This is a genomic window from Streptomyces sp. NPDC001941 (genome assembly GCF_040296945.1).
Classification (GTDB): domain Bacteria; phylum Actinomycetota; class Actinomycetes; order Streptomycetales; family Streptomycetaceae; genus Streptomyces.
Genome location: NZ_JBEOYE010000117.1, coordinates 1 through 25,484, shown reverse-complemented (window position 1 = coordinate 25,484; position 25,484 = coordinate 1). Strand labels below are relative to the sequence as shown.

The 25,484-nt window shown below is 66.3% G+C and carries 20 protein-coding genes and 1 pseudogene; 10 read left to right on the top strand and 11 right to left on the bottom strand.

All coding sequences use genetic code 11. The features are described from left to right. Nucleotides 1-328 precede the first annotated feature (328 nt). Nucleotides 329-706, top strand: a complete 378-nt coding sequence (locus ABT160_RS41420) for a hypothetical protein (RefSeq protein ID WP_351654092.1) — start codon at nucleotides 329-331, stop codon at nucleotides 704-706. Nucleotides 707-979: 273 nt separating this feature from the next. On the opposite strand, the gene ABT160_RS41415 is transcribed toward ABT160_RS41420, so the two are convergent. Together ABT160_RS41415 and ABT160_RS41410 are read right to left on the bottom strand one after the other, a co-directional pair. Beyond that, nucleotides 980-2,167 carry an MFS transporter gene (locus tag ABT160_RS41415; RefSeq protein ID WP_351654090.1) on the bottom strand — a complete coding sequence of 396 codons (1,188 nt, stop codon included), beginning with the start codon at nucleotides 2,165-2,167 and terminating at the stop codon, nucleotides 980-982. A 718-nt stretch (nucleotides 2,168-2,885) separates the two neighbouring features. Further along, nucleotides 2,886-3,080, bottom strand: coding sequence for a transposase (locus tag ABT160_RS41410; RefSeq protein ID WP_502984396.1), 195 nt, complete (start codon nucleotides 3,078-3,080; stop codon nucleotides 2,886-2,888). A 62-nt stretch (nucleotides 3,081-3,142) separates the two neighbouring features. Between ABT160_RS41410 and ABT160_RS41405 the strand changes: the two genes are divergently transcribed. Then, entirely contained in the window at nucleotides 3,143-3,517 is a 375-nt protein-coding gene (locus ABT160_RS41405; RefSeq protein WP_351654088.1) for a hypothetical protein, read from the top strand. A gap of 5 nt (nucleotides 3,518-3,522) precedes the next feature. Here the strand turns inward: ABT160_RS41405 and ABT160_RS41400 are convergent, their stop codons facing one another. The 3 genes from ABT160_RS41400 to ABT160_RS41390 all read right to left on the bottom strand — a co-directional run bounded on the left by ABT160_RS41400 (nucleotide 3,523) and on the right by ABT160_RS41390 (nucleotide 6,864). Continuing rightward, entirely contained in the window at nucleotides 3,523-4,176 is a 654-nt protein-coding gene (locus ABT160_RS41400; RefSeq protein WP_351654086.1) for a hypothetical protein, read from the bottom strand. A 1,304-nt stretch (nucleotides 4,177-5,480) separates the two neighbouring features. Next, nucleotides 5,481-5,936, bottom strand: coding sequence for a hypothetical protein (locus tag ABT160_RS41395; protein WP_351654084.1), 456 nt, complete (start codon nucleotides 5,934-5,936; stop codon nucleotides 5,481-5,483). A 457-nt stretch (nucleotides 5,937-6,393) separates the two neighbouring features. Continuing rightward, nucleotides 6,394-6,864 (bottom strand): hypothetical protein, encoded by a 471-nt coding sequence (locus ABT160_RS41390; RefSeq protein ID WP_351654083.1) that lies wholly within the window; start codon nucleotides 6,862-6,864, stop codon nucleotides 6,394-6,396. 170 nt (nucleotides 6,865-7,034) lie between these two features. Between ABT160_RS41390 and ABT160_RS41385 the strand changes: the two genes are divergently transcribed. Together ABT160_RS41385 and ABT160_RS41380 are read left to right on the top strand one after the other, a co-directional pair. Further along, nucleotides 7,035-7,322, top strand: a complete 288-nt coding sequence (locus ABT160_RS41385; RefSeq protein ID WP_351654081.1) for a hypothetical protein — start codon at nucleotides 7,035-7,037, stop codon at nucleotides 7,320-7,322. Nucleotides 7,323-7,330: 8 nt separating this feature from the next. Beyond that, the gene (locus ABT160_RS41380) at nucleotides 7,331-7,564 is read left to right on the top strand and encodes a hypothetical protein (RefSeq protein WP_340636455.1); all 234 of its coding nucleotides are present in this window, start codon (nucleotides 7,331-7,333) and stop codon (nucleotides 7,562-7,564) included. Nucleotides 7,565-7,582: 18 nt separating this feature from the next. Here ABT160_RS41380 and ABT160_RS41375 read toward each other — a convergent pair whose 3' ends face one another. After that, nucleotides 7,583-8,785, bottom strand: a complete 1,203-nt coding sequence (locus ABT160_RS41375; RefSeq protein WP_502984395.1) for an IS110 family RNA-guided transposase — start codon at nucleotides 8,783-8,785, stop codon at nucleotides 7,583-7,585. A gap of 153 nt (nucleotides 8,786-8,938) precedes the next feature. Then, nucleotides 8,939-10,724: pseudogene (locus ABT160_RS41370) on the bottom strand (reverse transcriptase/maturase family protein). Nucleotides 10,725-11,452: 728 nt separating this feature from the next. Between ABT160_RS41370 and ABT160_RS41365 the strand changes: the two are divergent. Next, the gene (locus ABT160_RS41365; protein ID WP_351654079.1) at nucleotides 11,453-12,055 is read left to right on the top strand and encodes a PIN domain-containing protein; all 603 of its coding nucleotides are present in this window, start codon (nucleotides 11,453-11,455) and stop codon (nucleotides 12,053-12,055) included. A 379-nt stretch (nucleotides 12,056-12,434) separates the two neighbouring features. On the opposite strand, the gene ABT160_RS41360 is transcribed toward ABT160_RS41365, so the two are convergent. Both ABT160_RS41360 and ABT160_RS41355 read right to left on the bottom strand, forming a co-directional pair. Next, nucleotides 12,435-13,301, bottom strand: coding sequence for a hypothetical protein (locus ABT160_RS41360; RefSeq protein ID WP_351654077.1), 867 nt, complete (start codon nucleotides 13,299-13,301; stop codon nucleotides 12,435-12,437). Nucleotides 13,302-13,449: 148 nt separating this feature from the next. After that, entirely contained in the window at nucleotides 13,450-14,667 is a 1,218-nt protein-coding gene (locus ABT160_RS41355; RefSeq protein WP_351654075.1) for an ATP-grasp domain-containing protein, read from the bottom strand. Nucleotides 14,668-15,197: 530 nt separating this feature from the next. Between ABT160_RS41355 and ABT160_RS41350 the strand changes: the two genes are divergently transcribed. The 5 genes from ABT160_RS41350 to ABT160_RS41330 all read left to right on the top strand — a co-directional run bounded on the left by ABT160_RS41350 (nucleotide 15,198) and on the right by ABT160_RS41330 (nucleotide 23,272). Beyond that, nucleotides 15,198-15,983 carry a helix-turn-helix domain-containing protein gene (locus tag ABT160_RS41350; RefSeq protein WP_351654073.1) on the top strand — a complete coding sequence of 262 codons (786 nt, stop codon included), beginning with the start codon at nucleotides 15,198-15,200 and terminating at the stop codon, nucleotides 15,981-15,983. Nucleotides 15,984-16,699: 716 nt separating this feature from the next. Further along, nucleotides 16,700-17,506, top strand: coding sequence for a hypothetical protein (locus tag ABT160_RS41345; RefSeq protein ID WP_351654072.1), 807 nt, complete (start codon nucleotides 16,700-16,702; stop codon nucleotides 17,504-17,506). Between the two features lie 808 nt (nucleotides 17,507-18,314). After that, nucleotides 18,315-19,631, top strand: coding sequence for a helix-turn-helix domain-containing protein (locus ABT160_RS41340; protein WP_351654070.1), 1,317 nt, complete (start codon nucleotides 18,315-18,317; stop codon nucleotides 19,629-19,631). Nucleotides 19,632-21,614: 1,983 nt separating this feature from the next. Further along, nucleotides 21,615-22,589 carry a ParA family protein gene (locus tag ABT160_RS41335; protein WP_351654068.1) on the top strand — a complete coding sequence of 325 codons (975 nt, stop codon included), beginning with the start codon at nucleotides 21,615-21,617 and terminating at the stop codon, nucleotides 22,587-22,589. A gap of 296 nt (nucleotides 22,590-22,885) precedes the next feature. Continuing rightward, entirely contained in the window at nucleotides 22,886-23,272 is a 387-nt protein-coding gene (locus tag ABT160_RS41330) for a hypothetical protein (protein ID WP_351654066.1), read from the top strand. A gap of 340 nt (nucleotides 23,273-23,612) precedes the next feature. Here ABT160_RS41330 and ABT160_RS41325 read toward each other — a convergent pair whose 3' ends face one another. Further along, the gene (locus ABT160_RS41325) at nucleotides 23,613-24,110 is read right to left on the bottom strand and encodes a hypothetical protein (RefSeq protein WP_351654064.1); all 498 of its coding nucleotides are present in this window, start codon (nucleotides 24,108-24,110) and stop codon (nucleotides 23,613-23,615) included. Between the two features lie 9 nt (nucleotides 24,111-24,119). Continuing rightward, entirely contained in the window at nucleotides 24,120-24,764 is a 645-nt protein-coding gene (locus ABT160_RS41320; RefSeq protein ID WP_351654062.1) for a helix-turn-helix domain-containing protein, read from the bottom strand. Between the last annotated feature and the right edge of the window lie 720 nt (nucleotides 24,765-25,484).

The following is a 25,484-nucleotide window of genomic DNA, read 5'->3' as shown; positions in this document are numbered from 1 at the left end:
GCCGTCAACATCGAGCGCCTCGGTGGTCGGCCACCAGCCGAGGAAACCTCTGTGCCCCGGCTACCGACCGCCTTCCAGAGCTACCTCGACCACCGCGGGATACACCGGCCGAAGTCCTGGCGCACCTTGGGCACCTGACCTCGAAACTCCAAGATCCCCGACAGAGTCAAGCTGAGCCGGCGGGAGAGAGGATGCCGGGTCCAGGGGGAGTCACGGCGTCCGGCGCACTGTCGACGTGATGACCCCCATCCGCCTGGTCCGCACCCCAGGCGTAACAGAACGGCCACAAAGGCCCCTCGCGCACTCGGACTGCTGCCAGCCTGGCGCGATGAGACCCACCGTCCCCCTCGCCGGCCTTGTGCTGTGCGCGCTCGTGCTCGCCGCATGCACCGACTCGAATGAGAAACCACGAGCTGCTGCCTGGCCCAAGTCCTACGCCGAGACCACCTGCCCCGAGTACAACTCCGCCATGACCGAGGAGCAGCAGCGCGCTGCCGCGGCCGACATGCTTGCCGACGCCCAGAAGCTCGACGGCAGCACCCAGTCTCCCATGGACAGGAAGGTCAACGGCTTCGTGGTCAGCCTTGCTATGACCTGTGCTCTTCACCCCAACCTGGACCTGGCCACCGTCGGCGTCACCCTGTACCGCAGGGACAAGAACTACAAGCCCGAGCCGCTTCCGCCTGCTCCGACGCTCTCGCCGTAAGTCGTTGGCCCGGGTCCATCACCGTATGCGCCTGGGGCCTGCAGCGGCTCGTGACAGCCGTCTCTCTTCCTTCGATGGTGAGGCCTTCGCACCGGCTGTCGCCGCTGGGACCCGATTCAGGCGCGCGCTGCTCGCCCGCGGGAGTGGCCAGCGCCCGCGGCCAGGATCTTCCGGCAGGAACGGCGAGGTCCTTGGACAGGGCCCCTGCTTGGGCGGACACGCACCTGACGTGCTTCTTGGAGGCTGCAGCGCCACACAGCGAACCGGGCAGGTTCAGGTACGGGCGGGTGTCACGGGAGGTTCAGAGTCGCCAGTCGCGAAGGTGGTGGTGTCGATGCGCTTCTGCAGGACGAGAAACCCGATGGCCGCGATGGCTCCTAGAGCACCGCTCATCATCCACATGAGCTCAGTTCCACCCGCGTCAAGGGCGGTTGAGCTGATGAGCGGTGCGATCAGGGAGGAGACACCCATGGTGGACGCCCAGACACCGGTGTAGCGGCCGCGGCCTGCGGCTGGTGTAAGGCGTTCGACCGCTGTCATGACGCTGCTGAAGAACAGCACCTCGCCCAGGGTCCAGACCGAGGCGGCCAAGGCGTAGCCGATGAGGGACTGCCGGGCTCCCAGGTTGCCCCCCATGCCCAGGCCGAGAACGATCGCGCCGGTCGCGCACACTACCAAGGGCGTTCGTCGAGTAATCCAGGCCTGGAGCAGTGGCTGGAAGGCGACAACACCGATCGCGTTGAGCAGGTTGATGAACCCGTATCCCGTGGGGCTCAGCCCTTCGTACTCCATCGCGACGGGCAACCCGAACAGGACCTGCTGATAGCAGCAGAGGTACACGAGCGTAAGGCCGACCAGGGCCAGAAACCTGCGGTCGCGGATCATACTGTGGTACCCGCCAGTTCCTGGGCCCGGATGTACGTGGTGCTTCGTCGGATGATGGCCTGCCCCGATCCTGCGGATGAGGATGATAAGCGCGAAGGCCGAGTTGGACGCGGCGGCCACGTAGAAGAGCACGTGCATGTGCCGTTCGGAGAGTGCCGTTCCCACACATCCGGCCAAGCCGGCGCCGAGGTTGGATGCCCAGTACAGCCGCGCGTAGGCCCGTCCGCGTGCCTGTTCGGGCACCAGGTCCGCGACGAGGGCCAGGACGGCCGGGCGGGGTCCGTCGAAGAAGAGCCCGACTCCAAAGGCCGCGCCTGTCAGCGTGGACAAGGAATGCAGCGCGGGCAGCAGGAGGTACGTCGCCGTGACGGCGGCGAGAGCCAGCAAGAGTGTGGCGCGCCGGCCCATGTGGTCGGCCAGCCAGCCCGCTATGGCGGGTCCGATGGCCCAGCCGGCCCCGAACGCGGCACTGACCTGGGCAGCCTCTGCTGGGCCGAAATGTTGCTGCCGCACCAGGAACAGGGAGAGGAACGGCACGACGACGCAGCCGCTGCGGCAGATGGTGAAGCCTGCCACCAGCGTCCAGTACGTCGCCGGGAGCCGCGGCGGAGCAGGCCAAGGCGGAGGGGTGGGATGTTTGTCACGGACCACCGCTGCTCCTTGTGCTCGTAGCGGATGATTATGGGTGTGGCCGGGGCATAGGGAGTGCCGCGTTCGCTGACCGCAAGGTCGAGGCGGCAGGGGCTCCATCTGAAGATGCAGTCTTGCCGCAGTGTCCGGGGGATCCGGCTGCGCTCGGCGCCGTCGGACGGGAGACGATCTTCGTGCCCGTTCCGTGACCCGGGCGGGCCGTGTCTGTCCGTCGCGCCGGGGTCAGCGGGGCGCCGGGCAAGATCAATCGCTCTGGGTGCGTCTTCCGGCGCTGGATCCGAGCCGGGGTGGGCGTTCGTCCTCGGACGCACCGTAATGTTCGCGGCGCCACCCGGGACGGGGTTGTCGCGTGGCCCGTGCCCGGGCGCCTCAGGCTCACCCACCCGCAGATCACTCAGGTCTGGACGATTCCAACTGCGCCTATGACGTGCTGTCCGTCTGGACATCGCGGCGCCTGCGGGGTCCCTGCGGGGCGGTGTGTCGTGGCAGCCGCGCACACTCGCCCGAGCTCCTGAAGTTCTGCCTCTTCGGTGCTTTCCAGGTCGGCCGGGCAGCCAGGACTGGGGCGCCGGCTGCAAGCAGTGCGGCGTGAAGGCGGGGCCAGACCCGGCCTGGGTCCAGTCCGGCAGACGACGCCAGGTGGTTACCCGAGAGCAGCCCACGACTTCGCTTGTTTGTCACGCCAGGCCACGTCCTTGCGCAAGACGTAGACGATGCCCGCCAGGGCGACTCGGTCCGGCACCGGGAGCCGTCCGGCATGGCGGTACCCCCGCGGGCGCCCCGGAAGTAATGGGGCTATCCGATCCCAGAGATCATCGGGGGCGAGGTTCAGGGTCACGAGGCCGATGCTTGCCAGAGAACCTGGTTGAGCACACGGAGACGGATCGACATACTCCCTGGGTGAACAACGCAGAGAGCGAGAGCACTGAGCAGGGTTGGGATGAGCCCTGGTACCGGGTACGCACAGATCGGTTCGAGGCGTCCTTCCTGCCCAGCGCCGGCGAGGATCTGGATGCCGTCTGCAACGTCGACGTAGAGGTACGGCTGACGGAAGACGGTTCCCGCTGGACTGCAACCGTGTTCACGCTCGCCGAGGTCGAACGCCTGATGAAGAGGTGGTCCCAGACAGGCGAGGAGCTGGGCGGCCGTTACTTCTGGTGTTCTGACGGGCTGATAGTTGGTGACCCCGGCATCGACAACATGACCCGAGTACTTGCCGACCTGCTCAGCGCCGGTGACTTCACACAGATGCTGCAGCGAGTCGACGACGAGTAAGCGTGTCAATCTGAATCTGAAACGATCAGTTTGGGGATCTTGCCGACAGCGGCCTCGATGTGACGGTCGACCAGTGCGGGGGCGCCCACCAGCATGACGGCGACGTTGTTCGTGCGTACAGACATGGTCTTGAGGACCTGTGGGCCGGCGGGCAGCGCGATGGTCATGGTGTAGGCGAATTGCTCGTCGCCCAGCTGAGGGGTGACCGCCTTGGACACGGTTACTTCGATGGGGGTGGTACCCGATGTCATCGTGAAGGTCGGGCAAGAGGTATAGGCGGTGAACAGCTGGCGGATCTTGCTGGAGAGCACGGAGGGCCGATCGCTGTGCAGCTCCTCGTCCAGCGTGGCGTCCTGGTCGTAGGCGAAGCTGGCCTCCGCCTTGGCCGCGAACATGTCTTTGTCGTCGTTCTGGCTGAGCTTTTCCAGCTCGGGGCATCCCTGCACCGAGATGTCGTCGAACTTGTCGCTCTCTGTGTCGTCCTGGACCTGGGCATATCCGCTGCCGAGGTCTCGCTGGGTCAGGAGCAGGGGGCGCAGGGCCTCGGCAGTGAGGGGCATCGCGTCAACCGCTGGCTGCGGTGGGGGCTTCCTTGTGCCGCCGTCGGTGCCGCCACTGCACCCGGTGATCAATAAGCCGCACACCACGATGCCGAGCATCCACTGCTGCGTCCTGGACGTTGAAATACGCATTTTGACCAAACTCCCATGGGGTTGCAGGGGCATGACAATACCGGTTCGTGTGGCGGCGCCTCCCCCCCTTCGTGGCTGCTCTCGGCCCTGGCCGTGCGACCGTGCCATGTCAGTCGTGCGTGGGTGTCAGCTCCTCGCCGACGGGGGCGTCGGGCTGCCTGGCTCATCGGTCACTGCACGGGAGCTCAGCAGTCCGCGGCCGTGGACCTGCGTGACCGAGTGCGTGTGCAGAGTTGCCCCTGGCGAGCGCGACGTGACCGAGGGAAAGCCGGTGCTATCCGTCGTAGGTGAAGCCGACTGTCCAGGCGATGCCGGTGGTCGAGGTGGTGCGTGGTGTCGCTGTGAGCAGGGGCTGGTGATCGAGCAGGAGGTGCTGGGCGACGGCCTCTAGGGCTGTGGTGGCAAGGGCATGATGCAGCTGCTGGAGGGCAGGTTCGATGGCTGCGGTGGGTACGGACGGCTCCAGGCGCCAGGCGGTGCGGCGTGCGGGCCGGTCGGGCGCGGTGATGGTGAACGACTGCGGCGTGAGCGTGATGCCGTACCCGGGGGGGCAGGCTCAGGTCTTCGGCGGACAGCGCACTGCGATCGTGCGCGGTCGCAGTGGTGGGGTGCTGCTGGGGTGTTGCGCCGGCGTAGTTGAGCCAGATTCCCACGGCTCCGCAGCCGTCCGGGCCGCCGTCTTCGTCCAGTGGCAGGACTGGATCGCGCCGGTGGGGTGGGAATACCTGTCGGCCCTGGTAGGTGAAGAACTCTCCGACCTCATGGACTGCGATGCAGGCGAGTGCGTAGTGGGCCAGGCTGAAGGCAAGGGCCAGGACCTGATGGTCGTCGGCGCCGCTGGCGCAGGCGTGCAGCAGCTGGTCGTCTTCCCAGTGGGCGAAGCCGCGGAGGGTGAGCGGGGTGCGGGCGGGGTCGCTGGCGTCGGGGACGTTCAGGCTGATGCGGGGTGTGAAGGCTTGCGCTGTCAGGGAGGCGGGGACCCAGGCCAGGGTCAGCCCGGCGTGATCGTACGTGATCCGCGAGAGCAGCGTGTTCAGGCGGGTGCCGTGGCGGGCGAGTACCACGGGGCGGCAGTCCGGGCACAGTACCTGTTCCGCCCGGAACCCCGGACGGCCGCAGGTGCAGGAGAGTGTGTACCGGGTCAGGGGTGGGTCGTAAGGGGTAAGCGGAAGCACTTCGAGCGGCTCCGAGCCAGTCGCGGGGCCGCCGTGTGGCGCGCTCCTGGGCTGGGCGATCACGGGGTGCACCTCAACTCTTGGTGGCGTGTGGGGTCACGTGCGGGGGTTGAGCCTGACCACGCGGACGGCTTGGCCTTCGAGGAGGAGCGCGTCGATGCGGGCGTCGGTGTTCTCGCCGTGGGTAGCGTGCGGGAGGTCGAGTGTGAGGTGGTAGTCGCGCAGCGCCAGGCGGATGCGCCTGGGCAGGCTTGCGTAGCTGTCGGTTTCGACGGGATCGGCGGCCAGGATCAGGCGGGTTTCGCGGGGTGCCTCGATCCCGGTGACGTACACGTCGACCAGCTGCAAGTCGTTCGCGCTCAGGGCTTTGCGGGCTGTGTCGTGCAGGGCGACGGCGGCCAGGTACTGCTTGACCTGGTCGCGGCCGAAGGCCTGCGCGGCCTGGCGGGCGACCTCGTTGGCGGAGGTTCCGGCGCGGAATTCACGCGTGATCGCATCGACCAGGGTCCGCTTCTCACCGAGGAAGTTGTCGAGCTCGGTCCTGATGTCCATGTGTCACACCCTATCCATCGGGCTGATTTCAGACCAGTCTGGTTTCAGGCTGGTTAGGGTCGCAAGTCAAGGCGGCTGGAGACCTGAAGGCCGGTCCTCGATCACTGACGCACATTATGCGAGCGCCTCGTCGACGCGGAGGCCCCCGTGCTGACAGGCTCACCGTGGTGAGAGCGCGCATCCCGACGGCGCGGGCTGTCGAGGCCCGCGCTAGCGCTCTCGGCGTGGCCCGTCGGCCTGCGGTGTCGCCTCACCTGGGCGAGGGTTCGGGCTGCGGTGACGAGCTGGGATTGCAGGAGGGCCGCACCGTGCTCGCCGCTGGCGCGAGTAACGTTCAGCCCTGCCAGCATGATCGCGGGCGCGTTCTGGCGGTTCCACATCACCACGTAGGCATCCGGGACAGCAGGCAGTGTCGCGGGCATCAGCCCGGGCATGTTCAGGCTCCATCCCTGGCTGCCTACACAGCCTCCTGGAGACTGTTGAACGGCTGCCCTCCGAGCCCTTGCCCGGCGCGACCGTTGTGGTGAAACCGCGCGAAGCCCTTCGCCTCGTCATGGAAGACCACGCCGAAGCCGCGCCCGCTGGAGAACGCGTACGCGGAGGCGATCTGCGCGTTGCCGCTGTTGATGACCGCGGCGGCGAAGTAGCACGAGGTGCGGGCGAGGCTGGCCTTCTTGCTGCTGTCGAACAGCTCCGGGAACGGCACCTCGGCCGGGCGGTCGCCCTCGACGGGGGTCTCCTCCCCCACCCACTTGTCACCGGGGGCGGCGGCGCTGGTCAGGCCGATCCAGAACTGGGCGCCCGTCACCAAGGTCACGTGCACGCCGCGCAGGTGCTCGGCCCCCCGGTCCCACGGCTGCGCGGACTGGACGTCCGGCGCGGCAGCGAGGGCGGAGACGGCGAACGTGTGGAAGCTGTCGAGGCGCACGGGGGCTGCTTTCGGTCGGCGGGAGGCCGCCCATCCTAGGCCGCGCCCGGCCCCTGCCCGGACGCCTACGCTCGCGGCGCACCCCGGTTCCAGGCTTCTGGCAAATGCGGTGCGCGCCGCTCTCTCCCCCTGGGAGTCTGGTCCGGTTGAGATCTCGAAAGGAGCGCCCCATGATCATCCTGGATACGTGCGTCCTCAAGAGCACGTCCCTGCGCGGCCCCGAGGCCGAGTTGCTGCGGGCGATCAGCGCCGTCGGCGTCGAGTCGTTCGGGGCGCCCTGGATCGTCGTGGAGGAGCTGGCGGCGCAGCAGGCACTCTCATACGCACGCAAGTACGAGGCCGCGCGGGCTGCCGTGGCCGACCTGGCAAGGGCGACCCCGTGGGGGGGGTGCCCCTATGTGTTTGGTCAAGGTCCGAGGCCAGTAGGTTCGTGCGGGCAAGGGCGGGCCGAGCCGTAGGGGTGTGCATGAGTGATAGCCAAGTCATGATCCAGCTCACGAGTGACGAGGCACTGGTGCTGTCGCATTGGCTGGAGAAGCTCCAGATGACGGACCTCAGCCGCGTTGTCGACGATCCGGCGGTCTGGGCTCCGATCCATCGGATCGCTGGAACGCTCGACAAGTCACTTCCTGAGCTGTTCGCGCCTGACTATGACCAGCGGCTTGAGGCCGCTCGTCAGCGGCTTCGGCCGGAGGATTGATCGAGCAGTCTGGACTCCTCACCTGGCCGCAGCCGGTTTGGGCTCGTAGAAGGTCCCGTCGCGGAGCATCGCGAACAGGACGTCGGCCCGGCGTCTGGCGAGGCAGAGCAGGGCCTGGGTGTGGTGCTTCCCTTGGGCGATCTTCTTGTCGTAGTAGGCCCGCGATGCCGGGTCGCTGAGTGCGGCGAACGCGGAGAGGAAGAAGGCCCGTTTGAGCTGCTTGTTTCCTCTCCTGGAGGGCTGTTCGCCGCGGATTGAGGAGCCCGAGCTCCGGGTTGCCGGGGCGAGGCCGGCGTAGGCGGCGAGGTGGCCGGCGGTCGGGAAGGTGCTGCCGTCGCCGACCTCGATCAGGATGCGGGCTCCGGTCCTGACGCCGACTCCCGGCATCGACCTCAGGACCTTCGAAAGAGGGTGGGCCTCCAGGAGTTCTTCGATCCGCCCGGCCAGGAGTTTGCGCTGGTCAAGGACGGCGGCCAGGGATCCGGCCAGGCTCGGAACGATCAGCCCGGCCGCCTCGGTGCCGGGAACGGTGACGGTCTGTTCGTCCAGGGCGGTGAAGATGTCCTCGACCAGCCGCTCGGCCATCCTCGGGGCCTTGGGCCGTATCAGCGTGACCAGGCGGCGCCGTCCGGCCCTGCGTATCTGGGCCGGTGACCCGAACCGTTCCAGCAGCGTGATGACGGCCGGGTGCTGCAACCGCGGTCCCAGGACCCGTTCCAGCGATGGATGGATCTGCGTGAGCAGGCCGTGGAGCCGGTTCGCTACCCTGGTTGCCTCGCCGGCCAGGTCGTCGTCGAAGCCGACGATCATCTCCAGCTCGGAGATCGTCTCGTCCTCGCCGTCGATCGCCCGCAGCGTGTGCGGCATCGCCCGGGCCGCGTCCGCGATGATGAACGCGTCCTTCGCATCGGTCTTCGCCTCACCGGGGTAGAGGTCGGCGATCCGTCGCATCGTCAGCCCCGGCAGATAGGCGACCGGGCAGCCCATGGCCCGCGCGACCGCGAGCGGCAGGGCCCCGATCGAGGCCGGCTGGTCGACCACGACCAGCACCGTCCCGTGCTTGGCCTTCAGCTTGGCGAAGAGCTCGCGGAGCTTGGGTTCGGTGTTGGGTAACCGCTTGTCGAAGGCCTTCTTTCCGGCCGGGGTGACGGCGGTGGCGTGGTGTTCGCCCTTGCCGACGTCCAGGCCGAGGAAGACGTCGATGTCGCCGGTGTCGATCACGTGCAGGCCCCTCCATCACACTCTCATCCGGCCTCGCCTGGGCACCGAGCGTGAAGTAGGCCGCCGACGAGGTGCCCGTGGCTCGGGTCCTTTTCCGACGGCCCCTTCCCGAACCGGACGGGCCCGCTTTCCAGGCATCCGGCTCTCCAGTGGTCATCTCCGGGTTGAGGATGTGGCCCGACCTGCATGAATGGCACGATGGCAGGCTTCGCAGACCACGAGGGTCTTGCGTCGGCGCTTTGCCATCAGCACCTTCCAGAGCGGAGGGTCGGGCCGACCGGGACGCTTGAGATCGGCGAGCTTGCGGACGTGGTGAACATGAAGTCCGGTCCGCTTCCCGCACATCTCGCACTCACCCGCCAGGAGCCTGTGCAACAGCTCATTGCCTCGACTCCGCTTGGTGGCCGGTGCCCGGTCAAGGATCTCCGCCGCGCGCTGCCGCTTGAGCGGAATGCCCCCGAAGGTGGCGACCAGTGGCTTCCTTCCGCCGTCACGAGGAACCGTGACCTGCAAACACCACCGGGGCATCCGGAGTGTCGGTGGTCGCATAGAGCCTGCGAGCCACTTTCCGAACGGAGCAGGAGTGCTTACTCGCGAGGGTCTTGAGCATGGAAGTCTCCATGACCCACCGCAGGCGGCCCAGGCGGTGAACATCCTGGGCGAGCAGGTAGTACTGGACCAACCCCCGGTACTCCGCCTGGTACTTCACCACGATGGAATAGTCGCTGTCGTGGATGAGCACTCCGCGGCGTACGGGTCTTCCGCCGCGCATGTAGATCGCGCAACGTTGCCGGATCACAGCTGGTGGCACGTAGAGCCCGATGACGCCGTTGGTTGCCCGGCGTCCACGGGAGATCTTCGTGTCACTGCGCTGGGCCCGAATGTCGTAACCAAGGAAGCGCGCCGGCTGGCTGGCGGCGTGCGTGATCAGGGTCTTGGGCTCCGACAGCTCCAGCTTGAGCATGTCGCGCAGGAACTGCCGGATTCGGTCCTTGATCTCTTCGGCTTCGGACTTGGGTCCGGCGAATCCGAGGAGCCAGTCGTCCGCGTATCTGACATACCGAAGCCTCCGGTAGCCCGGATCATCGGGATCGAGGCTGGGCCTGCGACGTTGCTGTTGCCGAAGCTCCAGCGCCGTCGCAATGTCCCCACGCCGCCGAGCCCGCGCGATCTGGTCGGAGACCCGCTGATATTCAGGATGACGACGCCGGACGACCCCTCGGTTGTACTCCGGCAGCAGCAGTTCAACGAAGCGGTCGAACCGGTCCAGGTAGATGTTGGACAAGATCGGTGAGGCGACCCCGCCCTGCGGGGCTCCGCTGAGCGTGGCCTTCCACCGCCAGTCCTCCAGATACCCGGCCGAGAGCATTCGGCCGATGAGACGCAGGAACCGGCCGTCGCGGATCTTCTCTCCCAGGATTCCGAGGAGAACCTCGTGGTCCAGGCTGCCGAAGCAGTCGGAGATGTCGCCCTCGACGAACCAGTGTGTTCCCTTCCATGTCGTCACTTCCGCGAGAGCGGTGTGACAGCCCCGGCCGGGGCGAAATCCGTGGGAGCGGTCGGAGAACTGGACGTCGTAGTACGCCTCAAGCAGCAGACGTACCACCTCGGCGACCAGCTTGTCTGACCACGTGGGCAGGCCGAGACCGCGTCGTTTCTTCGTGCGTCCCTTCTTCTCGATGTAAACGCGGCGGGCTGGCAGCCACCGGTACGACTCCGTGCGCAGAGCGCCGATGACCGCATCGATCTTCGCCAGGGACATGCCGTCCACGGTCTCCCCGGTGACCCCCGGCGTCATCGCACCCGCGTTGGCATGGATGCGGCCGTAGGCCATGAGGAACAACTGCGGGTTGAACAACTGCCGATACAGCCTCTCCAGCGGCAGGTTCTTCCTGCCGCGTTCCCGGATGACATCCAGCACCGTTTCGGCGTTCTGCATTACGCATACCTCCCGAACCGAACGTCCTGACCTCCTGTGCCCCTTCGCCCTGTGGCCCGGCTTTCCCGGCCCCCTCGGCAGGTCGTGACTCCTGCGACTACTACGGGCACTCCGTCACCGTGGGGCTCGCGCCCTGTAGGTGATCCCGTGGTACGTCCTCGCTGTACGTATCGAGCGCGACGTAGGCCGCCCACTCATCTCCTTGACCGCCCTCGTTGGGCGACGCTCCCCGTCCCGGAGGTTGTCCGCCGACCGGCAACTTCGGCAGGCAGGGCGGGGTATCGGTGTCAGACGTCCTACCGACGGCGGTGGTGCACGCCGCTGGAGATTGGGCTTCAGGCAATCCAGCTTTGGCCATATCGCGCGGGTCTGACGGACGCCGCCCTGGACGCCTCCAGACGGTCCGTAGTCCTGGCATGCTCTTGTCCCCTCGCGCTTTCACGTCTAGGTAAGCCAGGTGACCCAGGAACATTCCTCCAAGTTCCTCCCGATTGAGTCGGGTATACAACGAGGCGCCTCACGGCGCACTGCCACATCCACGTTACGGAGAGCTCTTCCGGCTCGGGTGAAGCCGGTGCTCAAGCCCCTCATCAGCGGTCCGTCGATGCCTCCGGGCCCGGTGACACCACCCCCCGGATCATGAACAACAAGGGGGGGAAGTCATGCCGGACCCGAAGGCCGGTAGCCCCATTGCGGAGCCACGAAGACGGTAACGGGGGGGGGGGGACGTGGTGACACCGCCGCAGCAGCCCGCCGAGCGCGTACGGCAGCACTGGCGCGAGCGGTACGGGGCGCTCGTGAAGACGCTGCCCATCAGCGACGCAGCCCACCGCGAGGGGTACTTCCGAGAGGCGAACGAGATAGCGCCGTGCAAGGCCGTCGGGGGAAGTTCGAAGATCAAGACGGGTGCTCGTGATGCGGCGATCTGGCTCACCGCGGTGGCGTACGCCCATGCCCACCCGCACGAGACGATCTACTTCGTCAGCGAGAACATCAAGGACTTCGGCGACGGCACGTCTCTGGAGCCCGCCATGGCGGCCGACATCAGCGGCCTTGAGGACCGTTTCGTCGTTCTCACGTCCCTCGCCGATGTCCTCAGCAAGTTCGCGCGAGAGACCGAGACGGTCGACGCCGAACTGCTCACTCTGCTGAACGATCCGGTGGCGACCGCCCACGTGGCAGACGAGGCAAAGAAGGCACACCAGTTCAGCGCGACCCTTGCTTTTGCTGAGGGCCTGTTCGAGGCTGCTCACTGCACCCAGTGGATGAAGGTGACGGACGTCAGCGCTCAAGGCGTGAGCCAGGTCCGCGCGTTCGAGATCGCCGGATAGCGCTGGCACACGGCGGACGTCCTGTGGGCCGTTCGCGGATACGTACAAGGATCACGCGTGCGCGCTATTCGTACCGATAAGGCCCACTGCGCGTGGGCAACCCGCGTACTGATCGGCCCCTCAAAACGCGGCACGCACATATCGCTCCTTCACCGCGAGGAGATGCGCAACGCCGCCCCCGGGGAGTTCGAGATCGTCCCGGAGAAGATGTCCACGTCCATCCTCTCCGAACTCGGTCAGCGGGCCGGGACCTCGCTGGGAGAGCCAGTCCCTGTGGAGGTGTGGCGCCACCAAGACAAGATGTTGCGGTCCGTCTTCGGAATGCCCCCGGCAGTATGCCCGCAGTGCGGAGAACGTGTGGACGGCTGATCTGGTCCCCCTACTTGCCGATCCGGCGGCCGTACGGGCCGGCTGCGGCTGGGGGCTGGCGGCCACCCGAGCTGACGGGTGCTGTCGGCAGCGGCGCGTGGACGATCGCTCCCCGGTTCGCCTCCGGGATCAGGCCGTACGCGAGGATGCAGGACGCGTCGATCCGGCCGGGCGAGTCCGGGTCGGTGGGCTGCCACGTCGCCCACTCGTTCTCCAGGTCCACGAACGCACCGCGCAGCCGGATACGGTCCTGGATCATCAGCTGGGCCACCGGCTCTGCCCTCAGCAGCTTGCCTTGCTTGGCCCGCACGGGGTCGATGAGCGGCATCAGGTGGCTCTCGGGGATCGGCCCCTCGCGCTGCAACGTCTCCCACGACGTCTCCAAGGCCTGCACGGCCATGTCCCTGCCGAAGTTCCACTCCACGTACATGATCGTCGCGTTCGTCTCGTAAGCGAGCCTGCAGGCCGCGCGCGACCAGTCCGCCGACGACATGGCCGCCGACACGTCGTGCGTGACCCACACCCGCTTGTCGGCGCCGAGGAACCCGCCGATGACGCCCACGGTGTCCCGGCCGCCGCCGGACGGGTCGATTGCCACCGCGACGTTCTGCGGCTCGACCTGCGTCGCCCCGTCGCGGATCAGGCGCAGCAGGTCCCGGGAGACGAGGGCGCCGGCCGCGGGCTGCGTGCGGGTCGCCCTGGGCAGGCGCCCGGCGGGCAGCCGTTCAGTCGTGAGTCTGCCGTTTAATTTGCAGGTAGGTCGGACGTTGCCTCGGCGCATCGGCAGGTCATCCGAGTGCAGGGTGACAGCGACCCGGTCCTCCCCGAGCCGCCGTAGCGGGAACCACTTCGCGGCCGTCGTGCTGTTGTGCACCATCAAGTTGTCGCTGGTGAATGTGTGGTCCTCCTCGCCCCTCGGGCGGCGGCACCTCGGCTTGCCGTCGGGCTCCGTACAGGCCACGGGGGAGTTCGGCGGTGAAGAACGCGCGAGAGCACATTTCAAAGCTCCATTTCGTGTCCGAGAGTCAAACGGTGAGCTGCGCGGTGCCGAGCTCTGTGAGAGCCGTCTGAAGCCGAGCGGTGCACTGTGGGTAGTCCGTCCCGCTGACCCGGATGTGACCGCTGCGGTACAGAGGCCCTACCGGGTGCGCGACTGGGTACGGGCAGAGGGCTGCGTAGGGAGTGATGCGGGTGTGCGTCGTGGGGCTGGCAGGCACATCGTTGCTCGCGGGGTCCTGGAGGTAGTGCACGGCGGCTGCCCCTAGGCGCTTCTCTTGTGCGTGCGAGGTGGCGCCGCGGGCGTGGTCGCCTGCCTGGGTGATGAGGTCGATGCCGGTCACCTGCTCGATCAGCTGGCTGAGCAGGGGGTCGGTGAGATGAGAGGAGACGCTGAGGACACGGGGGCCGGTCGAGGTGATGCGCAGGCGGACCTGTGCCGGTCCTGACCGGTGTCCCAGAGCGCTCAGCGCCCGGCTGACGACGCCCTCGACGGCGGGCGCGCAGACGTCGTCGGCGTCGACGACCCCTTCCAGCGGGACCAGCGCGGGTTCGGCTCGTGGGTCGAAGGTGGCGTGGGACATCGCGATGATCCCAGGGCCTGCTGGGGAGTCGATGGTATGGGCGGTGGCTTCGATCCCGTTGAACAGCGGCTCGATGACCGTGCCACTGGCGTGCCCGGCGACGGTGGCGACCGCGGAGAAGGCCTGTGCCAGTTCGGGAAGGGCATTGACCCGTCGGGCGGTGTACCGCAGGCGGGCAGCTGCCGGCTTGCACACGAGGGGGAAGCCGACCTGATGAGCGGCTTCGAGGGCCTGGTCGTAAGTGTCGGCCTGGAGGGCCTCGCTGTTGTCTACGCCTGCGGCGTTGAGGAGTTGGGCCATGCCATGGCGCAACGTGGCCGCTTCCACGTTCGCCGTCGCGGCCGCGGGCAGGGAGAGCTCACGGCGCAGCAGGTCGACGGTACGGTCCTGGTCGGGGCGGAAGGTGAGCGCGCCGTCGACTGGAGAGGTGCGGGCGAAGCTCCTCACCGCGGAGAGGATCTGGTGGGGGTTCATGTCGGCAACGACGTGGACCTCGGGGGCAAAAGACCGCTGCCAGGTGGGTTCAATGGGCTCGATGAGAAGCAGCGGCCCTGCTGCGGCCAGCCGTTGCAGGACGTGCTCCCACTCCACCTGCGGCCCGCTTCCCAGGACGACCAGATGCCCCGCCGGACCATCGTGTCGGCGAGGCGGGTGGCTGTTCACGGGCGGAGCTCCAAGGGATAGGGGTCACGACGGGCACGCGCTCGTGTGGGAGTGTCCTGTGACTGTCCCCCGGTAGACCTGAACGTGGCAACGGCCCCGCGCGTCGATTCCCTGGCCGCGGTCGGTGTCAGGCTCCTCGTGTCGCAGGGCGGGACGCGAACCGAATTTCTGGTCGCCGCTGGCGGGACACGGTCCAAGCCATGGGAGATGGCCCCATGTCCGCAGGTCACATCGCGTTGAGCCGGCTGCTGGTCCGGGGGACGGCACGCGGCACCACCAGGTACACCCTCACCTCGGGCGGGCTCAGAATCCGATCGCACAGGCTGGCGAGATGCCCTCTGAGCTGGTCGTTCACTCCCCTTACGCAAGCTTCGTGCGCGGTCCCTACCGTGTCCTGCAGGGTGCTGGAAGACCCTCTTCCTGGAAGAGTCACTTCCTCCACAGGCCCCGGTCTGCGCGGTAGAGATGTGGCTAGCGGGACCCGTGACATGGGGCCAAGACCCGCTCGTGCCGACCAGGAGGGGCTGTCAGTGATCGACGTCAAGCTTGTCGAGTCCGCGGGCGCAGGGGAAGACGGTATGACCGCCCACGCCCGGGTCTATCTCGTACTCCAGACCTTGAACGGCATGGGCCCGGGGTTGCACCCGCTCAGGCGCATCATCGACGAGTCCGGAGTTACCAAGTCGACTGTCCACCGGATCCTGCGCGCGGGGGTGGAGTCCAAGCACTTGATCTACCGCGCGCCCGGCCGTTACGGCATCGCCACCGACGTGGCCACGCACCGACCGGATGCGAGTGTCCACCTGAACTTGCCGCACGACAGCGCCCTCGACAGGGAGACCACCGTGCTGCAGCGGCAGACCGCTCAGGTGGCGATGGCGTTCAGCGCCGTCCTGATCGATGACACCCCGGGACGACTGATGCTCGACCACACCTACGGCCGGCGCAGCGACTTCCAGGCAGCCTTCAACCACGCCGACGTCGACACGAAGGTGGCTCTGCGGTACTCCCCCCTCACCGCCGACGCGGCAGGGCTGGCCATCCTCGCTCACCTCGACGGCGCCCCGCAGAGCCACCTCATGCGCGAGATACGTTCCGAGGGGTACGTCCTGACCCCGTCGCCACTGCCGGAGTGGAGAATGATCGGTGTCCCCCTGTGGCGGGGCTCGACCGTGTACGGGTCCCTGGTCGTCATGGGGCTGCGCCCTCAGATGGAGCACAATCGGCGCGAGTATGCCGCGGCAGCACTGGCCTGCGCCGCACGTCTCAGCGCACGGTGCGAGTTGGGAAGCGGAGCGCTACGGCTGGCAAGCTGATAGGCCGCGGTATCGCCTCAAAGGGGTTGCTGCGCTGGAGTGGTGACGGTGGCGGATCCTGATGCTGCCCGCCTGTCGAAGTATGCACTCACAGTGATGCCTGGGGATTCGGGAGCCTCGGTGGCAAGCTCAGCCAGCCTCCCTCTCGGCCCGGCCATGACTTGCACGGCCGTGCGCTCGACCCGCCGGCCTCCGCCCGCGATCGCGTCGCCGATCGAGAGCCGCGAGCAGCTCGCGCGCAGTTCGTCAGAGTTCCGGTCCAGCAGCGTGCACGGCCTGGCCCGTTGGGGGCCGTAGTGCGGAGCTCATGGCCCGTCCGATCCAGCGCTCGACTTCGTGTCGGTGGCGGGCGCGCCGGCCCTCGGAATCGCCGCAAGCGGTGCCGGCCTCGCACTGCATGGTGCACCCGTGGAGCTCGTCAGCACTGCCTCACGTGGGCCTCGAATCCCCTCCGCTCCCGGCTGAACACCCAGCCAGAGTTGTGAAGATCTCCACACATTCTCACGCACGGCAACACAGACGAACCCTCCGAGATCAACGCCTATTAGCGCAAGAGCGAGACATCTACTCACAGTCCGTCACCGGAAGTGGGTCTTCCTGGAAGAGGGTCTTCCTGGCCATCCTCCGTGGGCCCGGGTAGAGATCTCGTAGACAGACCAGTAGCAGCACCAAACCGCCCCGGCCCACGTGTTGTTCTGGCGCAGCGGGGAGGAAATGTGCTCACTAGGTCACGTAGCGCGCACCGGCGCAAGGAACGCGACCGCACGAACGCGGTGCTGCATGCCCTGCTGCAGCTTGGCGCCGGCGCCCACAAGACAAGCGAGATCGCCGGACGGACAGGCATGGACGAGGACGAGGTACGTCGACGCCTGCTCCAGCTCGTCAGGGCGAAAATGTGCTACCGGCCCAGCTTCGGCTACTGGGAGCTCCACCCCGCCCCAGCAATCGCCCCTGCCGACAGTGCAGTCGTATCCCCCACTACCACCCCGCTGCTCGACGCCGCCGTCCTCCTCCAGGCGCTGCACAGGCATACCCAGCAGGCTGTGCTGCTGCACACCCACTCCCCCATCACCGGTGAACGCCTGTGCATCGGCGCCGCCGGGCTCCACACTCCCGACCTGCGGCGCCAACTGGCCTCCACTCCTAAAGCGGCAGCCCGGCTGCGGCAGGCGCCCCTCGACTCCGATGCACCAGGCCTGGTCATGCTCGCCAACCTTGCAGCCCAAGACGCGCCATTGCGCGAGGACCTGAGACAGATCCGGTCCGCCCAGGTCGCACTCACCAAGGCGCCCCTGCCCGGCTGGAGCCTCTCCTCCGTTGCGGTCCGCCGCCTTCCCGGCGCACCGGCGATACCTGGCGCCGAACCTCGCGTGGTCGCAGCGGTGAGCATCCTGGCCCCAGACCACGCGCACGGCAACCCCCTCGTCGCCTACGGCCGGCTGATGCACAACGCCGTCCAGGCGGCCATCGAAACCAGCGTCATCGTCGCCCACCCGCACCCCGCTGGGCCTGAGGCCGCATGAGCCTCTCCCCGCGCGGTAGAAGCTCGCCAGCGTCGAAGACGGCCGTCTTGACCTCACATACGGAAGTTCACCCTCTAGGCGCCCAAGCCCGCGGCCGCCGCGGAAACCTGACCAAGCCGCCAAGGAGGACATGCTCGTCACGAACTCCAGAGCGCCGAACCGGGAGGCTCCCATGACCTAGCTCCCGGTTGCCCGGTGTCGAAAGACCAACACCTGGGCCAGGCCTTGCGCTTCCCGTGCGGTGTGCCACCACCTCACCAAGCGCAGGCCCCTCGTCATCGCCCGACCTGCCAGTCGAGCGAGTCCCGGTTACTCCCTTCGGAGGGACCGGGCGAACTCACTCCCACTCAGGAGCTCGCGCCCTTGCCAGGGAGCCGCGATGTTCCACAACAACACTGGGACGGACCACTTTCATGATGCAGCAGGTAGCTGCCGCTTGTCACCCACGCATGCCCGATTCCTCCCGGTACGCCCCTGCTCGCAGCCTGCTTTCAGGTCGCGCCTCGGGCTCGAACCAACCTGAGGACGCACGCGCTTCCGTAAACCGGGTCGCGGACTCGATAACCCCCTTCACGTCCATCCAGGCGGAGCTGTGATCGCAAAAGGTGCGACAACAAGGCTCCCGGCAGCAGCCGCACCGCCAGCATCCACACTCCGCTACACCACCATCCCCAGCGCGGGCGTACCCACGTCTCCTTACCTGCACGTGACGAAGTCACGAACCAGATCGGGGCGGCCAGCAAGCCTCCCCGAGTGGCCAACAACAAGGACTGGGCTGCTTGCCTCGCTGCCGCCCCTCTCGGCACGCATGCACAAGCTCCTACTCCTCGGGGACCAGGAGGCCGCATACGCGACGGGCAACCTCCAACGCGGAGGGAAGAACACCGCCGCATCCGACCACGCCTGGGCCATCACCAGGGCCGTAGCCGCCGGCGCCGCACGCGCTGGCTGGAGCCGCCACGCGTTCGTCCAGGTGATGCTCGACGGCCCTTACAAGGCCGGCCAGCACGCCCGGGCCCTCCAGCACCGCCGCGGCTACGACAAGGCCGCCTCATGGCTTCAGCGTGCCTGGGACGGCGCCAAGCGGCACGTGCTTGCAAGCCCCCCAGTCACAACCCGGCAGGACTTCCACGCCGCCCTGGCTGGCTTCCGCGCCCACATCGAGTGCACTCCGTGGCCGGGCATCACCGGCAAGACCGACCTGCGTAACCTCATCGCCCGAATGGACATCTGCGCGCGAGCCGGGAGCTGGGACCATACCGTCTCTGAACGTGACCTCGCCGAGCGGATGGGCTGCAGCCGGACGACCGCCCACAACTCCAATCAGCGCCTCCGCGATGCCAAGCTGCTACGCCAGCTCGACAACGGCTCCCCCACCGAAGGTGCCCGCTGGATGCTCATCTGCCGTCGGCCTTCCAGCATGTCTCCCCACTGGTCCACCCCCAAAGGGCCGGAGGCTGGGGGGGCCATGAGTGGCTCAGCCGTGAGACGAGTCGAGGCGACAGCTAACCTCGACTCCCGAACGATCAGCCGGTTGATGGATCTCGACGCCTTCTCCCACCATGGATTTGGTGGGAGCGGACTGACTGTCCTCGCATCGCTGGCGGAACACGATGGTCAGAGCATTGAAGAGCTTCGGGGCAGCGCTTCCGTATCCCGTCCGACCGCCTACCGGCAGGTCAGCAAGCTAATTCACTTCGGCCTTGTCCGGCGCCTGGGAGAGCTTTACTACCTCACGCCCGACGCGCTGCAAGCTATCGAAGGGCCAACCCCGCACAGCGCTGACCCAGCAGCCAACTGGAGCGAGGCTGCCGAACGCCTCGGCACCGCTGGCACAGTGCAGCGCCGCCGGGAACAGCACGAGGCTCAGCGACTGCACTGGCAACGAGAGCAGGCCCGGCTCGCCGAGCGTCGACGTGCAGAACGTCGGCTCCCGCTCCCCCACCCGTCCGTGGCTGACCTGCAGCACGTGCGTGCTGATGGCTGCGTGGTTGACCCAGCCAGCGGCGAGGTGATCCGCGGTCTCCACGTTGCGAGTGACGGCCGGTGGGTTTGGGATGACGTAATCATCATCAGTGCGCCTCTGGAAGATCCAAAGCCCCACGTACGGGTTCTAATGCTCTGAGCCACTTACAGACACCCGCTGCGCGACGGCGCAGGAGCCACAGAAGAGCCTCAATGGCCGCGTGAGGGCCGTAAGGCGCCCCCAGCACCCGATCACCCCGGCATGTGGCCGATAGAGCCTCTCGCGAGGATTCGCGCAAAACTGCAGGTCAGAGGCTTGAACAGTAGCGCCTTTTGCCGGATTTGCAGCTTTCGTCCTTCCGCTATGGAGGCCTTGCGACTTGTCGCCCCCTGTCTCCCCACGCACCACGATGAGGCCGAACGGGTGACGGCTCGCACGCCATTGGCGCACTCGACGCGACCGCCGATGCCTATCCATACCGCAGCCTCGCCATCAACCGCGATAGTGCTGTAGGGCGCATTACCGGACCTGACGGGTGCCTGCGGCCTGCGCTAGGTAGTGAGAGTGAGCGCCAACTCTTCACTCCGAAGCCGCCACCGTCCAGGCCTGACCCACGAGCTACGGCTGGAGGGAATCGCTCCTCAGCATCCGACCCAGCGCGCGCCGTGATCACGAGGTCAGGAATGCACATCGAGCTTGGGCTGCACGCCCACAATGAGAGCTGACTCGCCCGTTGACTGATTAGGTGCTGGTCACCCTGTGCACCTGCCTGGTCTGGGGCTCGGCGCGTCGACATCTCACGCACCAGTCTCAGCGCTGAGAGCGGTATGGCCCGACAGACAACCAGAAACCGGTCGACGCAGGCGTGACTGCCAAGCAGGGGCGCAGGCACATCAGCACGATGCAGGGGCTCTGTATCCGCAGCTTGTGCAATGGAGTTGCGTAACATCCAGGCGCAGAGCCCCCTCATCACCCGCCGCCTTGAAACACCCTAATGCTCAGCCCAACGATGGAGAGACGAAGGCGTCGTGGGAACGCCAGGGTCAGCTGGAGAGTGAGCACCGAACCTGCTCTCCGGTTCGAATGGGGCACAGCGAGTGCCAGCAGCAGTCAGGCCAGTCAGAGGTCGAATGTGGGTACAGCTGCGGCCTTGAGCTGTCTCATCACGATCGCCGGCCGGATCCGTCGATCTGGTCCTTCGCGCCGAGTCGACGCACGGCGCCTGTCTGGCTTGCTTTCGGATCTAGCAGAACGGGCAGCAGGAGCAGTGCCGATATCCGGCGAACCGTCCAGCGCACCCTCTGGCGCGCGTGGCGTTGCTGGCGCGCATTCGATCCACGTCCTTGATCGAGACTGCTTCATTGTCTCTGATGCGCGTCCCTTCCTCGACGCTTCATGGATGCACATTCCAGTCCGTCTGTAAGTGGTGTGCAGACCCGTGGGCGCGAGCTGTCTTTGAGTCAGATTGCCGCATCTAGCTGAGGCCACAAGGCGATGGCAGTGCCACACCGTCCAAGTGGTCTTCGACCGCGGCGTTTCCCACTCAAGCTGGGTGGCCGTCAGGGGAACCCTGTGCACCGAGGTATGTCATGGCATCATCTCCGCCGAGGTGCCACAACCCTCACGAGAGTCTGAACGCTTCCCCTCGTGGGGCAGACGACAAGACTGGCGGTAGGCGGCGCAAGAAGCGCCTTTGAGAGAGCGAACCTCCGTGCTCACTTGCCCGCGCCTCCTCCCGCACGGTGCTAGAGTTTCCCCAGGTCAAGAGGCCTTTTGCACCTTCATAAATAGTAAAGGGCTAGTCAAGCACTAGGGCTTGCGACGTATAGCACGCTAGGGCTCGTGCACCACGGTTCACTAGGCCTGCCGTTAGGTTGTGGCGGCACCAGCCTCCGAGCGCTACGCCGCCAACTTGTCTTGTCTCCTACCATGCACGCCCGACGCGCCACGCTGTTTTACAAGACGTGGCACTCCTTGTGCCGGTGGGCGTGTATGCTCCTGCCTTGTGGTTGACCCTGCTCCTGCATGCGCCCTCTGCTCGTGGATCAGGTGTCTCTAACAGCTTGCTGCTCAGCAGAACTCCTGCGCAGCGTGCGGCTGCTAACAACACGTCACACCCCACGAGATGAGGAGGACAGCGCCATGGTCACAACGACACTCGAAATTGCGGATGTCGGGCCAGCTTGGAACGCGCTACAGCGTAGACTCGCTAACGCTGAGTCAATTGCAGCCACGCGTAGCCGGTTGGTCATCATTAACGGCAAGGGCGGTGTCGGGAAGTCCAGCCTGGCGGCCTCCTTCGCGGTCACCTGTGCTTCCATCGGCCGCAAGGTTGCCCTTGTGGAGATGGATCCCCAAGGAAACAACGCTGAGGATCTCGGCTTCCTTGGCACTGAGTTGTTCGACAACGGGCAAGCGCAGGTCGACGCCATCTTGCACGGGAAGCCACTCGTTCCAACTGGCAGCGTGCGGGAAAACTTGTACGTCATTCCCGGGGGCGAACTACTCGAAGAGATCGTCCAAGAGCTGTACATCCAGAAGCGTGCATATCGGGATCAGGATGACCCGCTCGCCCGAGATGCGTGGATGGGTATGTACGCAGCCGCCCTTGAGGACCTTGACGAGGAGTTCGACCTCGTGATCCTTGACGTGGCTCCTGGGTACGAGACCCTGCAGCTCCAGGCGCTTGCGGCCGGAGACATGGTCATCATTCCCGCTAAAAGCGATCCCAGCTCCCGTAAGGGACTGCGTACTGTGGCGCGCCGCATGGTGCAGGCGCGACTCCACAACCCGGGCATCGCCTTCTTGGGGGTCGCCCTCTTCGGCGTTAACCCCAGCGCAAAGAAGGTACTTGGGAACATCAGGGACTACTTTGAGGGCGACCTTCAGGGCATCGCAGAGGTGTTTTCAACTGCGATTCGGCACGTGGAAGCAGCCGCAGTTGCCTGCCGTACCAACGGCCTGGTTCCGCAGGAACTCGCCGGTAGGGCCAGCGCAAACCTTGAGCCCAACACCAAGAAATCCGTGGTGAACCTCGCGATGGACTACCGGTCACTCGCCATGGAAATCCTCACGCGGATCGCTAAGGTCAACGGCGCTGGAGGTTCGGAGCAGTGACCCAGCAAGCAGACAACAGCCGCGGGAGCAGCAAGCGAGGGGGACTTCCAGAGGACGATGCCATTGCAGCGCTCGCCAACGGTACGCTGCTGGGTGGTGCCTCACGCAGTGGAGCCAAGCCGGCAAAGGCTGCACCACCGCAGCCAGCGGGTGCAGTACCTGCACCCGTCGCGACTCCTCCGGTGCCCTCGGCAGCTCCGCCTCAGCCGCGAGCGAGTGCCCCCGTACCTCGTCCTGCTGCACGGGAGGAAGCGCCGGCCGCCGAACCGAGTGCCTCCGACGATCGGTTCACCCAGGTGACTTCGATTGTCGACGTCGATGTTCTGGAGCGCTTCAAGAGCTACCAGCTCGACCAGAAGGTCAAGACCAGGGTAGAGCCCGCCAACACCGTCGTTGTCTTTCTGGCCATCAATGCTGCTGTACAGGGCGATAAGCTCTCAGAGCTCAACAGTGCCCCAGTAGACGCAGGGGACGGGTTCCTAGCAATCAACGCACCAGGTCGGCGTGTCTCACGTGAGCGTAGGAGGACGGACCAGCTGTCCTGGCGCCCGACCTTCGGCAACCTGGAGCAGATCGACACTCTGTGGCCGGGACACGGCTTCAAAGACCGTTCGCAGTTCATCAACGCCGTGCTGGACCTGTTCCTTCCGCCAGTCAAACGAGGCAGGCGTCACGCTCGGTAGGTGGCCTCGTTCGGCTATAGAAGCGATCCAGGAAGCTGTGCGCGGGTGCCTTGCTCGGTGGTGGCCCGTCTCCCGCTCGGGCCGGCTACAGAGGCCATCCGGAGGCGGGTGTCACCCGCAACCGATCGCCGTTCCTTCTAGGTAGCCCGTCTGCGGGGGAATCAGAAGAGGGGACAAGGAGGTCATTGCTTCCTCCAGCCCGGTAGGTGCCGTGGGCAGCAGTGAGGCACCTTGGACTGGCTCCTCGCGTCGGCAGTGGGTAGACTGGCATCCGATACCAGACACACTTGGGCCCCCCGCCGACGCGGGGGGCCCAAGTGTTTTCCTGCCTCTTCGTTCGCTACTGCGCCGGCACTCGGCGGTTGCGCCGCTGTCGATGCGCCACAAGATCTGTTGGCGGAAGCACCGGAGCCTTGCGCCTCGCGGCCTTCTGCTTCAGCACCTCTTGGTGCTCCTCAACGGCAGCCTGGTAGCGCTCCTCGAAGTCGTCGACGTCCAGGTAGAAGGACTCGTCCATCTGCCGGACTGCCTCTTCCGATTCCGCAGGGGTTCGGAACCCAGCCACCTGAGGATTGAGCTGATAGACGCCCTGTCCCAGCTTCCAGACCCAGCGGGCGAACTGCAGGTGCTGGAGGCTCAGGCCAACCGCCGAGCGCTTCATCCCGAGCGCCGATGCGATGCCCTCTTGGGTAATTACGATTCGGCCGCCAGGCTCTTGCGCACCCAGCAGGAAGAGCATTACGCGCAGTGCCGGACCAGGAAGGCTTGGAACGAAGGCAAAGGCGCTGGGTGACGTCCAGAGGTCCGGAGCGCGCTCCTCAGCAGGTTGAGCTGTCATCTATCCCTCCTACGCTCTGGGCTTCTTGGGTGCCCGGTTGGGAAGCACGAGCTGTGTGAACCCCTCGGGGACCTCCGCGTCTGCCGCGAGTTCCTCGATGAGTTCGAGCTGATCCACTCTTCTCGTTGCGGGCTTCCTGGTTGCGGACCGACCAGGCTCCTCTACCTCGATCATCCCACCTCTCAGCACGACCTGGGGATTGAGTTGGTACAGGCCCCGTTGAACCATGTGAACTAGCCCAAGCCCGAACAAACGACCGATTGCCCTGTTGACATGCACCCGGTTCAGTTGCAGGGCGTGGGCGATCTCCTTCTGCGTTGCCCTGATCCTCCCACCAGGCTCCTGGCTCCCCATCAGGTAGAGCAGGGATCTGAGGCACGCGATGTCGTCATGGAAGTAGATCGCCATCCACTTCAGGAACTCCAGGCTGTCCATGCTGAAGGCCCCGCCTAGAAACCCCACACTGGTGGGGTTCTTCTCCACGATCGCGCGGTGCCCTTCGGGCAGCTGCACGACCGTGGCAGGCTTCGCCCGCAAGGCTCCGCGAACCCTGCGGTACGGACTGGGCGCAGGGATGTTCCTTCGCGGCTTTGCCGCTACCTCTCGGTCGGGAGCCCTCTGCCGCTGTGGGTCCTCGGAGGGGAGTGCTGACATGGGTGCATGTGCTCCTCATGATCGAATACCAGACGATTAGCACCCTATCTAGCGCAACTATACGTGGCAAAGATGTCATCCATGGTGGCATCTGCCGTGTCGAAGGTAGCCCTGGAGGTACCTCAACCCAGAAGGCCCTTCTTGCCGTGACGCCCTAGAACGCGCGTTCGACTTCCTCCCGGGGCGGTCGCTCGCGTCGCCGAAGGGACATTCGCGAGGGCGAGATGCAAGTATACGTTGCATCTCGCTGTCTGGCGGCTCGCCTGCGGCTACTTTCAAGCCTCGTTATGTTGCCTCTGGCGTACGTTACCTATCGGTAATAATGCCTCTGACCTGCGGTTATCCCGCCGCCTAACTCTTATATCGTGCGCGCGCGTGATATCGAAGTAGCCCCCCTCCGCACAAGTTTCAAAGTACGCAAAGCGCAATAAATTTCCCGCTATCTCAGATGCTTGCCGAACCATCCTCACCAGCCACCACCACAGCGGTCCTCTCTACTTGGCGAGCTGGCACTCCAAGCCCACGCCCCCTAGTCGTCGTCGATCACCCCCCGACGGGAGACTGTTCACCCCCATGTGTTCAGTGAGGGCGCCCAGCGCCCGAGCGGTGCGGCAGCGACGTTAGGAGCTGTCGCAGAACATGTGGGTTGGGCTGGTCCAGGCCGCCAAGGGCCTGGCGCTGGGGGTCTGGGGGGCGAGTAGGCCCCCAGTGCGGGGTGCG